We start from the raw sequence: 14,877 nt of genomic DNA on the forward strand, positions 1-14,877 counted from the left end.
CCGGGCTGCTATCCGTAGTCCGGGCTGCGGCCACTGGTAGAGGCGGTGCGTGTGGGGACGTCCGGAAGCGGGCGATGCGGCGTAGCTCAGCGAGAGCGATGCCCCCGAACGCGATGGTAAGCAAATGCCAAACGGCCTTCATCCCACCCCAGTTGCGACATACATGCCTGTGGATACCCGTAGTCCGCTCGCCTCTCCCCAGCCGACGTCGTCGGGCCCGGCATCGGCTGAAACCCTCGCGGCCGGGGCCGGGGGCCGCTACCGTCGAGGCATCGTCAAGTGGCGGGGGAAGCAATGAAATTCGCCCTCTTCAAGCGCGCTCTCGGCACACTGACACAGGTGTTCACCCGTCCCGCGCCACCGCTTCCGTCTCCTCTGCGCCCGAGTGAACCAGCGGAAGGGGCTTCCTCTACCAAGACACAGGTCAACTTCAACGCAGGAGACGCCCAACAGGCCCTGACATCGCGTAGGCAGTACGAGATCTTGTTAGAAGCTTGGCCTCCCCCGCCTCCCCCGAGCGCGGACGAGACCCCGGTCATCGGATCGGTCAACGTGGCCCACTTCCCCCTCGGCCCCGGCTTCAGCCAGTGGATCGAGGAGCCCCTGACCGGAGCGGAAGCGGCTGCAGTAGCCATCGCCTCCGGGGAAACCCTCGACCACGCCTTGGCGCGTCTCTTTCTCCGACTCGGGCCCCCACCGGAGCCCACCGAAGCCGACTGTGAACCCGCTTCCAGTGGCGATGGAGGGGCCAAGCGGTGAGCGTCGAAGACAGCAGCTCTCTGCCTATCCCGCAGACCCCGACAGGCCCCGACCCCGTTCTCTCGGCGGGCATGAACATCGCCATGAAGTGGGGCGAGGTCCTTGGCCCGGAGAAACTTGAGATCGCCCTCAAGGCCCTTGAGCCGCAACTCAAGCGGGACCACCAGGCATTCATGAAGCGGCTTGATATGCAGCGCGAAGCCGCCGAGCGTGCTGACGCGGCCGCCGCAGCAGCCGCAGAGCGCGAGGCCCAGGAAAAACAGGAGCAGCGTAGGCACAACCGGCACATGGCTGGTCTCGCAGTCGGCGCCGTCGTGGCCATCGCGATGCTCGGCGCTGGCGTCTACGTAGCGCAAGACGCCTGGTGGCTGGCCGCGCTCCTGTGCGGGCCCAGCCTCCTGGCTCTGGCCAAGATCTTCGTGTTGCGGCGCAGCGACCCCGATGACATGAAGTTCGTCGCTGGCGCCGCACGCAGCTCCACGAACGCCGCCTCCCAGGTGCAGCCGCCAGCTCCCTGAGGTGGGCTCCGCGACACACTCTCCGCGTGCCCAGCGGGGCGGCCACTCGTAGGCTGGCCGTCTCGGGGCCCGTCGCGGAGGACTGCCATGCCCCGAACCATCTGGTCAGGCGCGATCAGCTTCGGCCTGGTCACGGTGCCAATCCACGTAGTCAGCGCCACCGACGATCACAGCGTCCACTTCCACCAGTACCACCTGGAGGACATGGGACGGGTGCGGGTACGCAAGTACTGCGAACTCGAGGACCGCGAGGTGACCCAGGGAGAGATCGGGAAGGGCTACGAGTACGGCAAGGACACGATCATCGCCATCGCCGATGAGGAGCTGCGGGAGTTGCCGCTGCCGACCGCGAAGGCGATCGAAATCGAAGCGTTCGTGCTGGCCGACAGCATCGACCCCATCCGGATCGGCGAGGGCTACTACCTGCAGCCGGACGGACAGGTGGCGGCAAAGCCGTACACCCTGCTCCGCCAGGCCCTCGAACGGAGCAGCAAGGTGGCCGTGGCGAAGTTCGCCTGGTCCGGCCGCGAGCGCCTGGGCCTGCTGCGGGTGCGTGACAACGTCATCGTCCTGCACGCAATGCGGTGGGACGACGAGATCCGCGACCCCGCCGAGTTGGCGCCCGACCATGTGGAGCTCACCGCTGAGGAGATCGCAGAGGCGGAACATCTGATCGACCGGCTGGCCCGTGACGACCTGGAGGGCGAGGAGTTCACTGACCGGTACACGGAGGCCTTGGAGCAGGTCATCGAGGCGAAGCGGGAAGGTCACGCCCCACCAGAAATGCCCGAGCAGGAGGCCCCGACGGGCAAGGTCATGGACCTGATGGCCACCTTGGAGGCGTCCGTGCGCAAGGCTCAGGAGACGCGCGGCGAGGATGCCACCGTCCACGACCTGCCGAAGAAGAAGACTGCGGCCAAGAAGACGGCGAAGAAGCAGCCTGCCAAGAAGACAGCCGCGAAGAAGCAGGCCAAGAAGACGGCCGGCCGGAAGCCCCGCAGCGCCTAGTACTCGCTCAGTCCCAGCTCCGTGTGCGGGTGGCACATACCGCACGGCTGCACGCCGTCGACGATGAAGCGGATGGCGTCCTCACGAGAGACGGGTTTCTTCCGCTTGCCCATGCGACACCATCCCGCGTGCACGGACACCGGTGGCCCGCCAGAGCCGATCCCCAGCTCGATCACCCAGTCGGGAATGGGCGGGCGCCGCTGCTCGCCTCGGCGCCGTTCGATCTCGCGCCGCTCCTCGTCCGCGATCCACTTCCGAGTACGGGCGAGGTCGCGCTCCTGCACGCGCTCGAGGAAGCGCAGCAGGTCGAGGCGGGTAAGCGGAAGCGGATCGTTCACATGTTCGAGTCTAGGCCGACGGGCTTGAGTAGTCCCGCCGGGTCATGCGCCCCTCGTCGAACCAGTACCAGCCGTGCGGGGCGGACGCGGGGCGCGGCCAGAGACGCAGGTCGTACGCGCGCCGACCGTCCGGGGCGTCGTAGTGCGCCACGGCCACGCCGCGATAGAAGTCGCCGCCGATGTAGAGGTTGATCCGCACGACCTCGTAGGGCGTGTAGCAGTGGACCTCGACTCCGCCGTCCGGAACCGGGGCCACTTCCGCTTCCCGTCCATCGCTCATACGTTCGAAAGTAGCGCGCCCTCCAACAGGTGGCCAGTGTGACGTTCAGCGATAGGCGGCCCCGCACATTCGTAGTTAGCCGCACGCCGGGAACCGGCTGGACGCAGTCATGCGTGGTATCGCAGGCCAGCCCGAACCGGCACGGACCTGTGGAGCTGCCACGCGATGAGCACGCCACCGCCCCCTGTACCTCCCTGGCCTTATTGCGCACACGGTGCGGACCCTGCCACCGACCCCGTCGGGTGCCGCGGCATCCACGTCCCGGGCCACAACGTATGCCTCGCTCACCTGACCGACCCCGAACGCGCCGCCTACCTGGCGGGCCTGACCCCTGGCGCCGGCATCGACCACAGCGGCACCCCCTTCACCCAAAACCTGTTGGCCCAACTCCTCGGCGCGCTCCTCGACCCCGTCACGGGCGAATGCCACCTCGGCCCCACCTCGTTCAGCGGGGCGCAATTCTCCGGCACCACCTCGTTCAACCAGGCGCAATTCTCCGGGACCACCTCGTTCAACCAGGCGCAATTCTCCGAGACCACCTCTTTCAACCAAGCGCAATTCTCTGGCCCCGCCCTTTTCAACCAAGCGCAATTCTCTGGCCCCGCCTCGTTCGACGGGGCGCAATTCTCCGACTACGCCTCGTTCAACTGGGCGCAGTTCTCCCGCGCCGCTTGGTTCAACCGGGCGCAATTCTCCGACCACGCCTCGTTCAGCGGGGCGCAGTTCTCCGGAACCGCTTGGTTCGCCTGGGCGCGGTTCTCCAGCAACGCCGGGTTCAGCGAGGCACGGTTCTCCAGTGAGGCCTCGTTCGACGGGGCGCAATTCTCCGACACCGCCTCGTTCAACAGGGCGCAGTTCCCCGACAACGCCTCGTTCGACGGGGCGCAATTCTCCGACACCGCCTCGTTCAACAGGGCGCAGTTCTCCGACGTCTCGTTCGACCATGCACAGTTCTCCGGCTATGCCGGGTTCGACCATGCGCAGTTCTCCGGCCCCGCCTTGTTCGACGATGCGCAGTTCTCCCGCTATGCCGGGTTCGGCGGGGCGCAGTTCTCCGGCGACGCCGGGTTCGGCGGGGCGCAATTCTCCGGCGACGCCGGGTTCGGCGGGGCGCAGTTCGGTGGTGCGTCACTGTTCGGGCCGGTGGTGTGCGCGGGGAGGGTTGTTCTGGCTCGGGCGGTGTTCGGGGTGTCGGTGACGCTGGAGATAGCGGCGCGGCATGTGGACTGTGAGCGAACCCGGTGGGACTCGACAGCGACCATCCGCCTGCGATACGCAACAGTGGACCTCAGTCACGCAGTCCTGTCCGCCCCCGTAGCGGTCGCCGCCCACCCCGCCCCCTTCACCACCAGCGGCAACACGCGGGTGGACGAGAGCCTGCTGGCAGGACCGGCAGAGGTCCGGGTGGCCTCGGTCCTGAGCGTGGACGCCGCCCACCTGGTCCTGACCGACACCGACCTGTCCGACTGTCCGTTCTCCGGAGCCTTCCACCTCGACCAGCTCCGCCTCGAAGGACGCACCACTCTCGCCCGCCCCCCCACCGGCTGGCACCACCGCGGCATATGGCCGGTCCGCTGGACGCGCCGGCGCACCCTTGCCGAGGAACACCACTGGCGTGCCCAGACCACCGGCCAATCCGCCCTCCCCGCAGGCGCTACACCGCGGCCCCGGCAGTGGCGTCCGGGCCCGTATCACCCCAACCCCGCCCTTACCCCCGACCCCGAGGATGTCGCCGCGATCTACCGGCAGCTGCGCAAAGCCTTCGAGGACAGCAAGAATGAACCCGGCGCAGCCGACTTCTACTACGGCGAGTGCGAGATGCGCCGCCACGACCGCACCGGCACTCCGAAGGGCGAACGCCGCCTGCTGTGGGCGTACTGGCTACTCTCCGGCTACGGCCTGCGCGCCTTCCGCGCCACCGGCTGGCTGCTCGCCACCATGACCGCAACCGTGCTGCTACTGATGGGCTTTGGCCTGCCCAACCACGACCCCGACCCCGCCACGACCGGCACCCTTCACGGTCAAAGGATCAGCCTCGCCACCAGCACCCCCGATCCCGCCCTTCACGGCGGATGGGGTCAGCGCATGACCTGGGCGCGCGCGGATAGGGCCACCCGTGTCGCTGTGAACTCGGTGGTCTTCCGCTCATCCGGACAGAACCTCACCACCCGCGGTACCTACATCGAGATGGCCTCCCGCCTCCTCGAACCCACTCTCCTCGCCCTCGCCGCCCTCGCCGTCCGCGGACGCATCAAACGCTGACCAACCACCTCCCTGCGTCGACCGAGCCGAGCCTCAGACTTCCGCCGCCCTGGACGAGGTGCACAGTGTGGTGCGCCAAGAGCGTGGTGCTCGCGGTGCCGCACGAGATGCTTCAGCCACTAGTTGGCACGAAACTGTCCTTCGAAGGAGGGTGATTGCGATGGCTGAACAGCGAACCCTGGTGCACATCGAGACGACGAACAGCCAGGCGAACGACGCCCGTGAGGTGCTGAAACTCCTGCGCGGAGACCTCCAATTCCAGAACCGCTACAGCGGTCCCATCGAGACATGGCGCTCTGCGGCTCAGAATGCGCCGACGCAACTCGTCATGTATCTCGCGGGGGACGTCAAGCAAGAGGTCGAAAGTCGACTGGCTGCAATGAGCCCATTCCAACTTCAGGCGACAGCCAATCGGCGCTGTGTCACGGACGTCTGGTAGACCCTGGCTATGACGTTCTTGGCGGTGGTTGAGGGTGATGCGGGCGGATGGGGCATCGATCGGGAGGCGCTGACCGACGCGATCCGTGGCCGGTGGTCCGGGGTCGAGATCGACTCGCTGCACCGCAGCGAAGTGCGCAGCCTGATATGGCAGTTCGAGACGGAGAACGGCCCCGGTGAGGCGTATCTGCACGAGGACGGTACCTGCCTGTACATGGAACTCTGGCAGGAAGACGCCATCTGGTTGGCGATCGTCTTCCGCAGGCTGACACCCATGGACCTCGACCTGGTGTTCGGCGATGAGGGTTACAACTTCGACGTTCGTCTGCAGGCCCGGACGACCGAGGCCGAATTGACGGACTTGGTGAATGCTGCGGGTTGATCTCAGCCCGTGGCAGCGAGCTGGAGGACCAGGACGGCTTGGACGAGGCTGGTGATCCGGGTCGTCGAGCAGCGGATTTTACGGAGGAGGCGCCAGGACTTGAGGGTGGCGATGGCCTGCTCTACCAGTGAGCGTTTTCAGCGCTGCCTCTCCAGGGCGAGGACGGCCTTGGCGATTGACGTCATTCGATTCGGGCTGCATCGCGATCTTCTGAAGATCCGCCAGGACTTGAGTCGTGCCATCCCGCGTTCGACGGGCGCTCGGGACGTGGCCAGTGCACGGTTGACCGTCCGTTCTGTCGGGGTCAGCTGCCCGCCGGGTGGGCGTCTGCGCCCGGTGGTGACCCAGGGTCCGGCGCCCGTGTAGGCGCGGTCGGCCAGGATGGGGACGCCCTGACGTTCGCAGATCCGGATGATCCGATGAGTGCGGGCCGCGGTCAGGTCGTGGCACCGGCCCGGCAAGGCCGGCGAGATCCACAGCACGTGCCCGGTTGGGTCGGTCACGACCTGCACGTTCACACCGTGGCGGCGGTGCTTGTGCGAGTAGTCGGCCCGGCCGTCGCCCACGCGGTCGCACTCGGCGAGCGTTCCGTCGAGCAAGACGTACTCCGGTTCGTGCTCGCGCAGGGCCTTGAGCAGGCCCGGCGCCCGACCGGCGAGAAGGCTGATCACGGCGGTGGTGTAGGCGTGGGCGGTACCCACCGAGATGCCGAAGCCGGCAGCGATCCGGGCCAGGGTGTCGTGCCTGCGCAGGTACACCAGAGCGACGAGCGCACGTTGGTGCGGCGGGAGCTTGCAGCGGCGGTCACCCTCGCGGGTGACGATGAGCATGGTGACCCACTCGACCAACGCGTGGGGCAGATCGAGTGCGGCAGGATAAGGAACCAACGAGGCACCTGCGCTGATGAGTTGAGACTTCGAACACCTCCCTCAACGGCACGGGTGCCTCGTGCGTTGCGGCCCACCTCTCCGTCACCCCATCGGTGGACACTCTGAAAACGCTCAGTGCACGGATCTTCGCATGGGACCGGTTGACGGCCTGCTGACCGGTGGAGAGGCTGTCCCATCGGCCGCGGTAAGGGAGACGGACCGTGCCGCCTGCACCCTGGTAGCCCTTGTCCGCCCAGCAGGTGATGCCGGCCTCGGTGAGTGCCTCGATGATGCCGTGCTCGCGCGCGGCCCGGACGTCGTGGATGGCGCCGGCCAAGGCTGGTGAAGCCCACACCAGGCGCCCCTTCGGATCGGCCATGACCTGCTCGTTCATGCCGTGTTTCTTGTGTTTGCCCGAGTAGAACGGGCGATCGGCGGCGATTCGGTCGATGGGCAGGAGCGTCCCGTCCAGTATCACGTACGCCTTCGTCGACGCCGCTCGTACGGCTTCGGCGAGGGTAGGGGCAAGGACGGCCAGGAGGTTGACGGCCTCGGTGATGTATCGGTAGGCGGTGGTGGTGCCGATCTCGAATCCGGCCGCGAGCTGGGCGTAGGGCTGGCCGTTGCGCAGGTGGGCGAGGGTGAGCAGGGCCTGCCGTCCTGCGTTCAGGCGCCGCCATCGGGTTCCGAGAGCGCGACGGTGTTCCCTCAGGCGGGCGGCGAGGAAGCGCAGGGCAGAGGTGGACACGTCGACGCCGGACGGGTAGACAAGCACGCGAAGCCTCTGGTGGAGATGGTTCTCTTGGTCGAAAACCCATCTACCAGGGGCTTCATCTGTCTGTCAGCCCAACTGCCCGGCTGGCACGTGAGGTTGGAAAGGGCTCACTGCGCCTGGGGCGCTGATATGTGTTGTATGGAATAGCCAGCCCAAGACGCTGCGTCTTATGATTCTGCCCATTAGTTGAGCCGTCCACAGAAACGCTAGCGACTGCTCCGAGTTGCATGCACCCCGTTGCGGTGGTGGGCTAGTTAGAGGGGGATTAGGTAGCGCAGTCAGTTCAACTGCTGAAACGCGCAGGCTGGCGGACCTCAACTTTCGGGCGCGCCACGGTGCATGCCTTTTCCAGAAGTTCTGGAAAGCATGACCCAATCCCTAAAATTGAGACGGTGGCAAGCTGGCAAGAAGAGCGGCTGCTGCGCTGGCCTAAGGGAGGCGCAATGGGCGTCGAAGACGAAGACGATCCCCCCCGCATGCTGGAAGCGGAGCCCGATCAGACCGCGTTGGCCATGGAGAGTGGTGACGCCGGAGGTGGCGGCGGAGGTGGCGGCGGAGGTGGCGGAGACTCAGACAGCAGCGACTTTGGCGGTGCGGATACGGGTGGAGTCGATCCCGTGGATGCCGGCGTCACTGACCCCGCGGATACCGGCGGAGTCGATCCCGTGGATGCCGGCGTCACTGACCCCGCGGATACCGGCGGAGTCGATCCCGTGGATGCCGGCGTCACTGACCCCGCGGATACCGGTGGAGTCGATCCCGTGGATGCCGGCGTCACTGACCCCGCGGATACCGGTGGAGTCGATCCCGTGGATGCCGGCGTCACTGACCCCGCGGATACCGGCGGAGTCGACGTAGGAGAGCCCTCAGTCGAGGCTGGTCCAAATCCTGACCCCGTCCCAGTAGTCGACGGATCATCGGGTCGAGTGGTCGCCTTGGCTCGCTACAACCCCGAGATGGGGGTGTTCGAGTTCGACGACCCGGATGTGACTGTGATCGTAGAATCATCGTGGACTGAGGTCACGATCACGGTCGGCGGGTCTTCTGACGTTTCATTTGCGGAAAAGCCTGCCTCAGGTGCGTCCCCGACCAGCACGCCGAAAGGAAAAATACCTCCCCGAGTCTTCAGCTTCCGCAAGGTCCTGGACAATTGGCAAGAGACGGACTGTGTGCCCATTAGCTTCACAAGTCCCCTAGGCAGCTACCCGAAGAAAGTAACGGTCGGCATAAAGGTCGGAGCGCCGCGAAAGTTGCGAACCGGGAAGGTGATCACCCCTGATGAAGCAGCTGAGGATTCGTCGTTTGCTGCGGAGGCGGCGGCCCTGGCGATCGCGAAACTACTCGACATGGGGGCACCTGCGTGGTCAATCCAAAAGGCGTTCTATCAATTCATGCAAGACGTTCTGGATAACCCTCCCTTCGAAAAGGGATTCCGTGTCAATGACTGCACAGGTTTTCTGTGACCTGCTCCATGCTCGCTGCCATACGCCACGACGGGGCAGAAGGCACACAGTGATTCCTAATGCGGTCTGTCAAGCCGCGAGGGCTCTGGGCGGGGTGAGCTCGTAGCACCTCCCATCGCGCAGGAGTGCCCAGAGGACGTTGACACGGCGGCGGGCAAGGGCAAGGACGGCCTGCGTGTGGCGCTTGCCCTCCGCGCGTTTGCGGTCGTAGAACCGGCGCGACTCGTCGCAGTGTCGGATGCTGAACAACGCCGAGATGTAGAAGACGCGTTGGAGGCGGCGGTTGTATCGCTGCGGGCGCCGCAGGTTGCCGCTGATCTTCCCGGAATCGCGGGGCACCGGTGCGACGCCGCCGAAGCCGGCGAGGCGGTCGGCGCTGCCGAAGACCGTCATGTCGCCGCCGGTGGCGGCCAGGAACTCGGCGCCGAGGATGATGCCCAGGCCGGGCATGCTGGTGATCACTTCGAAGTCGCGATGCTCGCGGAATCGAGCCTCGATGAGCTTGTCGAGCTCGGCGACTTGCCGGTTGAGAGCCAGCACCTCCTGCGCCAGCGTGTGCACCAGCTGGGTGGCCAGCTTCTCGCCGGGCAGGCTGGTGTGCTGCCGTTCGGCGGCCTGGACGGCGGTCTCGGCCAGCCGGTCGGCGCGAACAACGTGGCGGGTGCGCAGCCAGGTCTCCAGCCGTTTGGCGCCGATGCGGCGGATGGGGGCCGGGGTCTGATACCCGGTCAGCAAGGTGAGCGGGCCGGTGTTGGTGAGGTCCAACACCCGTTCCAGGCCGGGGAAGACGCCGGTGAGCTGGGCTCGCAGGCGGTTGACCGTGCGAGTGCGGTCGGCGACCAGGTCCGTGCGCCGCCCTGTGAGGATCTTGAGGTCGGTGACGGCTTCTTCGGTGGCGCGTAAGGGATGCAGGTCGCGGCGGACACGGACCTGGTCGGCGATGACGGCGGCGTCCTTGGCGTCGGTCTTGCCCTCGCCGCGGTAGCTCTCGGAGGCGCGGTGGATGGCCCGGCCGGAGATGTAGCGCACCGGCTGGTCGTGGTTGAACAGGATCGTGATGGCCAGAGCGGCTCCGCCGTCGGCCAGGTCGATGCCCCAGATCACCTCGTCGCCCAGTGCCAGGACATCGGTGAGGAGTTCGAGCAGTTCGGGTTCGTCGTTGGCGACGCGTCGGGACAGCAGCCGACGGCCGCTCTCGTCGATCGCGACGCAGTGGTGGTGAGTCTTGCCTGCGTCGATGCCGGCCCAGATCGCGGCCATGTGGTGCCTCCGTGCGGTGTGGTGCTGGTGCCTCCCGACGGACGACCTCGCTGTCGATTCCCTACCTGGCGATCATTCGCAATTCCTAATTGGCAGCCGAGTCGTCGTGGGGCGCCGAGTGGCCAATCACTGAGAGCCACAAGCGGCAGAGCTTTTTCAACCACACCCGGCGCCCCTGGGTGGGTGAACCATACGAAGGGCTCACCGCCTCCCGCAGAACAACGTAGGGAGGCTTTTTCATCATCGGTCTGAGCTGGCCAGATGCAGGGTGAGGACAGCCTGGATGAGGCGGGTGATCCGGGTGGTCGAGCATCGGAGCTTGCGGAGAAGTCGTCAGGACTTGAGGGTGGCCATGGCCTGTTCGACGAGGGCGCGGATTCCGGCGTGGGACCGGTTCACCGCCTGCTGACCGGTGGAGAGGGTTTCCCGCCGTCCCCAGTACGGGGTACGGACTGTGCCGCCGGCACCCCGGTAGCCCTTGTCGGCCCAGCACGTGATGCCCGCCTCGGTGACGGCGTCGACGACACCGTGCTCGCGGGCCGCGCGGACATCATGAACAGCGCCGGGCAGGGCCGGGGAGAGCCACAACAGCCGGCCGGACGGATCGGCGAGGACCTGCACGTTCATCCCGTGCCTTTCGTGCTTGCCCGAGTAGTAGGGCCGGTCCGCAGCGATCCGGTCGATCGGCAGCAGGGTCCCGTCCAGCAGCACGAACGCCTTCTTTGATGCTGTCCGAATGGCCTCCACAAGGGTCGGCGCGAGCGCGGCCAGGACCTCGACGGCTTCGGTGATGTACCGGTACGCGGTCGTGGTCCCGATGCCGAACCCGGCCGCGAGCTGGGCATAGGGGTGGCCGTTGCGAAGATGGGCGAGCGTGAGCAGAGCCTGCCGACCGACGCTCAGACGCCGCCAACGGGTACCGAGCTCCTGGCGGCGCTGACGGAGCTTGGCGGACAGGAAACGCGGGGCAGAACTGGACACGTCGACGCCCGACGGGTAGACAAGCACACGAAGCCTCTGGTGGAGACGGATTTCTTGGTCGAAAACCCATCTACCAGGGGCTTCACCTGTCTGTCAGCCCAACTGCCCGGCCAACCCGACAGGTTGGAAAGAGCTCAATGAGTCCTGCCTTCGACGTAAGCGTGGAGGTATGGGAGGAGCTCGACCTCAAAGGCACGCCACAGTGAGCCCCCGGCCCAGCACACGCCGACAGGGGCGCCTGGCGGTGCGGCCCGCCGACCTGGCCGGTCGCCGGGCCGCCCGGCCTACAGGAAGGTCAGCTGCTCGGGTGCGTCGGGATCGTCCGGCGGCTGCCAGCTGGAGGCCGGTGCGTCGGGTGCCTTCCGGTTGGTTCGCAGCCACCACGCGAACTGCCAGTTGCGGCAGGTCCGGTACTTCCACTGGCCCCGCCGCGGGGCGGTGGAGGGTATCGAATGCTCGCCCCATCCGGTGATGGGGCGAGCGTTGTCGAGGGTCACCTGCAGACCGTGCACGAGGGCGGGGCCTTCCCACTGGTGGCCCTCGGCGTACTCGAAGGCCAGGTGTGCGTTCTTCGACCAGTCCCACGGATGGGGAAGGGCGCACAGGTACCAGGCCAGCGGCGGGTTCTCCGCCGGCAGGGTGGCGTTTTGGCGGGGTGTCTTCGGGTTGAGCGGGTGACGGTCAGACCAGCCGAACGTTTCCAGGCAGTGCCGGTCGAGGTTCACGTTGCGAACCCCGGCCAGCCACATGATCAGGTACGGTGCGGCGGCGTTGATACCGACCCTTGCGGGCGGCTTTGACATGCGTGCATTTCCCCTTCGAATTGGGGCTGTGGATTAGTCGGCCCGACTATTCCTTTCTTTAACCAATTTTATCAAAATTTCCGTTAGTTGCTTATGCCGCCCATGCCGGAAGTCGTTGGGGTAGGGCATGTTGAATTCCTCGTCGAGTGCCTTCTCGTAATCGAGGTCGGAAAGCGGCAGGGGGTCTTTGCACACGGCCCGGAGTGTGGCGTTGGAGCGGCCGGCGACCGTCACCTGCCCGAAGTACGCCTCCAGCAGCTCGGTCAGGGACCCGGGGGTGTGGTAGCGGATCCGCATCCACTTGCCCTGCATGAACCGCATGTCGACGTTCTCGGCGTCCAGGAACGACAGCCGGGTGGAGTCGTTGGCGCTGGTCGTGTGCTGCTTGGCCTCGAACGCCTGCTCCACCAGCAGGTTGCGGGTGCCGATGCACACCGTGCCGTCGCCGGCGCAGAGCGCATTCACGGCGGTCAGCACCCAGTGCTGGTAGTCCAGCGACGTGGTGGCGTTGATGACGGAGTCCAACACCACCATCTCGTACAGGCCGTGCTCGGCGAGCCGCTTCTCGATCGTGCGGATCATCGAGACGACGCCCTTGATGTCGACGGCGTACTTGCCGGGGGTGGTGCGGTACGGCTCGTAGTCGTCGATGCTGTAGCCCTCGGGGCGCAGCTTCTTGGCGTAGTCGCCGTGCCCGGCGCCGAAGTCCACCACCCTCGTCTGGGGGCGTTCGCGCAGCCGGGGCAGCGCCAGCTTCTCCCACACCTCCGACTTGTAGGCCAGCTTCCCGGCCCTGCGCAGCGAGGTGTACTGGCGCAGCCGCTTGGGCTGCACGATGTGCTGGTTGTAGACGGGCGCCTGGTCCTCCAGGCCGGACCAGTCGTACACGCCGTACTCGCCGGTGAGGTCGGCGACCAGCTGCGCCGCGTCCAGGGACGGGCAGGTCCAGGCGAGGACGTCGAAGTGGTTCGCGGCGGCGACCACCGCGTACTCGGCGTTCAGCGCGATCTGCCCCTGGTCGTCGATGACGACGCTGCCCCACGCACCGTGCCCGCCTGTCATGTGGGAAATGGCCTGCTGGAACGGCTTGTTGCGGGAGACGGCCACGTCGATGGTCTGCCACGGGATCCACGACCACTCGCCGATGGGTCCGGGCTGCGCGTACACGACGCTCGCCTCGGTCTCGACGCGGTTGTGCAGGAGGTTGAACTGGATCTCGTCGGTCAGGCGCACGACCTGGCCGAGCTTCACTGCCGGGGTGTGCGTCATCCCCAGCGCGGTCATCGCCTTGGTTCTCTGGTGGCCTGCGACCAGGGTTCCGTTGGCGTTGAGGATGACCGGCTTGACGACGCCGTGACGGGTGATGGACGCCTGCAGCCGCTCGAAGGCCTCCTCGGACAGATGCCGCGGGTTGTACTCGGCCGGGCGCAGGTCCTTCAGGGGGTACGCCTCGTAGAACGTGGTGGCAGGGCCGCTGCTGTTGGGGGCGCTGATACCGGGAGCGGTGCTCATTCGGCCTCGTCCTCGGCCTCGGTGTCGGCGTCGGCGCCGGCGGGCTCGGCCTGGTCGCCGGGGGCGTCCTCACTGTTGCCGGGCACCTCGGCGGTGTCGGTGTGGGCCTCCTGCAGCAGGTGCCAGCCGAAACCGAGGTCGGTGCGGGACTCGGACAGGTACCGCTCGTAGATGGCGGTGAGGGTCTCCACCTCGGCCGCGGTGATCTGCACGCGGGTGGTGGACCACTGCAGGTAGCCCCACTGCAGGTACTCCAGCTTGGCCATGGCCCCGGTGCCCTGCCCGTCGGAGGGCAGGTCGATCGTGTCGGGCAGAGCCCGGCTGTCGAGGAGCTTGTCCAGGGCGGTCTGGTCGTAGCCGGTGCCGTCGAGGTCGGGCAGTTCATCCAGGATGTCGGCCAGCAGCTCGCTGTCGTAGCCAGCCAGGTCGGAGGTCCGGTTGTCGACCACGACGATGCGGGCCGCGTCCTCGTCGGAGACATCGACCCACGTCGCGGCGATCTGCTCCCAGCCGAGCTCCTTGGCGGCAGCCCAGGTGTGGTTACCGGCCAGGATCTCGTTGAGGCGGCGAGTGTGCGTGCCGCGGTTGACGACGATGGCCTTGTACTGGCCGTTGACGCGCAGCGAGTCGGCGATGGCGTCGACGTCGCCGCTGCGCGGATTGCGGTGGTACTCGGTCAGGTCGTCGATCGGCACCGCCAGCGGCAGCAGCGACTCAGGAATGCGGGCGGGCACAGCACTCACAGCAGGAGCCCTTCATGTAGGAGCGTGCCCCCGCGCCCTACGCCCGCCCACATTAGAGGATCACGCGCTCGACAGCTCCAGCTGCGCCCGCAGCGGGTCGGCGTTCATCACCAGCTCCCCGCTCGCGTGCCTCCATCTGGACAACATAGCGCTCTCACCTGCGACAACCCGAGTTCAAACTCGGTAGTCGCTGCAACCCCAGCGACGTGGAGGGGTGAGAACTAGAGAGGTTCAAGGACCGGGGTTACGGGCTGGCCAGGACAGGCATTCCACTCCTGTGACAGTTCGGGCTGATGGTTCCCGCGCCTCGCTTTTGCGTTGTATGCCGCACGTTTCGGCCTGCGGACGCCCGTTCGTGTGCCCTGGCGGTGTGGCGTCATGACTGCTTCGGCTCTGTGGCGTGCCATTGGGAAGGTGACGAGGCACCTTGGCATCGGACGGCTGCGCCGGATCGCACATCGGCGTGCCGAGGGGCAACGTCGGCGG

At 66.7% G+C, this 14,877-nt stretch carries 13 protein-coding genes and 3 pseudogenes; 6 read left to right on the forward strand and 10 right to left on the reverse strand.

Annotation, left to right across the window (positions count from 1 at the left end):
- Window positions 1-755 precede the first annotated feature (755 nt).
- Both OIC96_RS21885 and ku read left to right on the forward strand, forming a co-directional pair.
- Window positions 756-1,277, forward strand: coding sequence for a hypothetical protein (locus OIC96_RS21885; RefSeq protein WP_330306205.1), 522 nt, complete (start codon window positions 756-758; stop codon window positions 1,275-1,277).
- A gap of 87 nt (window positions 1,278-1,364) precedes the next feature.
- Complete coding sequence (gene ku, locus OIC96_RS21890; protein ID WP_330306204.1) at window positions 1,365-2,285, forward strand: non-homologous end joining protein Ku; 921 nt, start codon at window positions 1,365-1,367, stop codon at window positions 2,283-2,285.
- Here ku and OIC96_RS21895 read toward each other — a convergent pair.
- Window positions 2,282-2,623: a DUF6233 domain-containing protein gene (locus OIC96_RS21895; RefSeq protein ID WP_330306203.1), complete on the reverse strand. Its 342-nt coding sequence runs from the start codon at window positions 2,621-2,623 to the stop codon at window positions 2,282-2,284. The two genes, ku and OIC96_RS21895, sit on opposite strands and share 4 nt — an antisense overlap.
- Window positions 2,624-2,633: 10 nt before the next feature.
- A complete protein-coding gene (locus tag OIC96_RS21900; RefSeq protein ID WP_330306202.1) occupies window positions 2,634-2,903 on the reverse strand; it encodes a hypothetical protein in 270 nt (89 codons plus the stop codon).
- A gap of 165 nt (window positions 2,904-3,068) precedes the next feature.
- On the opposite strand from OIC96_RS21900, the gene OIC96_RS21905 reads away from it, so the two are divergent.
- The 3 genes from OIC96_RS21905 (at window position 3,069) to OIC96_RS21915 (ending at window position 5,985) form a co-directional block, all read left to right on the forward strand.
- Entirely contained in the window at window positions 3,069-5,165 is a 2,097-nt protein-coding gene (locus tag OIC96_RS21905; protein ID WP_330306201.1) for a pentapeptide repeat-containing protein, read from the forward strand.
- Window positions 5,166-5,325: 160 nt separating this feature from the next.
- Window positions 5,326-5,604 (forward strand): hypothetical protein, encoded by a 279-nt coding sequence (locus OIC96_RS21910; RefSeq protein WP_330306200.1) that lies wholly within the window; start codon window positions 5,326-5,328, stop codon window positions 5,602-5,604.
- 9 nt (window positions 5,605-5,613) lie between these two features.
- Window positions 5,614-5,985, forward strand: a complete 372-nt coding sequence (locus tag OIC96_RS21915; RefSeq protein WP_330306199.1) for a hypothetical protein — start codon at window positions 5,614-5,616, stop codon at window positions 5,983-5,985.
- 2 nt (window positions 5,986-5,987) lie between these two features.
- On the opposite strand, the pseudogene OIC96_RS21920 reads toward OIC96_RS21915, so the two are convergent.
- From OIC96_RS21920 to OIC96_RS21930, 3 genes and pseudogenes are all read right to left on the reverse strand, one after another.
- Window positions 5,988-6,122, reverse strand: a pseudogene (locus OIC96_RS21920) (IS5/IS1182 family transposase); the annotation flags it as partial.
- Complete coding sequence (locus tag OIC96_RS21925) at window positions 6,123-6,872, reverse strand: transposase family protein (RefSeq protein WP_330306198.1); 750 nt, start codon at window positions 6,870-6,872, stop codon at window positions 6,123-6,125.
- A 115-nt stretch (window positions 6,873-6,987) separates the two neighbouring features.
- A pseudogene (locus OIC96_RS21930) lies at window positions 6,988-7,629 on the reverse strand (transposase family protein); the annotation flags it as partial.
- Window positions 7,630-8,072: 443 nt separating this feature from the next.
- Between OIC96_RS21930 and OIC96_RS21935 the strand changes: the two are divergent.
- Window positions 8,073-9,092, forward strand: coding sequence for a hypothetical protein (locus OIC96_RS21935; protein ID WP_330306196.1), 1,020 nt, complete (start codon window positions 8,073-8,075; stop codon window positions 9,090-9,092).
- Between the two features lie 69 nt (window positions 9,093-9,161).
- On the opposite strand, the gene OIC96_RS21940 is transcribed toward OIC96_RS21935, so the two are convergent.
- The 5 genes and pseudogenes from OIC96_RS21940 to OIC96_RS21960 all read right to left on the reverse strand — a co-directional run bounded on the left by OIC96_RS21940 (window position 9,162) and on the right by OIC96_RS21960 (window position 14,391).
- The gene (locus OIC96_RS21940; RefSeq protein WP_330306195.1) at window positions 9,162-10,352 is read right to left on the reverse strand and encodes an IS110 family transposase; all 1,191 of its coding nucleotides are present in this window, start codon (window positions 10,350-10,352) and stop codon (window positions 9,162-9,164) included.
- Between the two features lie 240 nt (window positions 10,353-10,592).
- A pseudogene (locus tag OIC96_RS21945) lies at window positions 10,593-11,360 on the reverse strand (transposase family protein).
- A 257-nt stretch (window positions 11,361-11,617) separates the two neighbouring features.
- Window positions 11,618-12,136 carry a hypothetical protein gene (locus OIC96_RS21950; RefSeq protein ID WP_330306194.1) on the reverse strand — a complete coding sequence of 173 codons (519 nt, stop codon included), beginning with the start codon at window positions 12,134-12,136 and terminating at the stop codon, window positions 11,618-11,620.
- Between the two features lie 33 nt (window positions 12,137-12,169).
- Window positions 12,170-13,648 carry a ParB N-terminal domain-containing protein gene (locus tag OIC96_RS21955; protein WP_330306193.1) on the reverse strand — a complete coding sequence of 493 codons (1,479 nt, stop codon included), beginning with the start codon at window positions 13,646-13,648 and terminating at the stop codon, window positions 12,170-12,172.
- Window positions 13,645-14,391, reverse strand: a complete 747-nt coding sequence (locus OIC96_RS21960; protein ID WP_330306192.1) for a ParB N-terminal domain-containing protein — start codon at window positions 14,389-14,391, stop codon at window positions 13,645-13,647. The genes OIC96_RS21955 and OIC96_RS21960 overlap by 4 nt, the downstream gene beginning before the upstream one ends.
- Between the last annotated feature and the right edge of the window lie 486 nt (window positions 14,392-14,877).

The sequence above is a fragment of the Streptomyces sp. NBC_00775 genome, from assembly GCF_036347135.1.
In the GTDB taxonomy this organism is placed as follows: domain Bacteria; phylum Actinomycetota; class Actinomycetes; order Streptomycetales; family Streptomycetaceae; genus Streptomyces; species Streptomyces lutosisoli.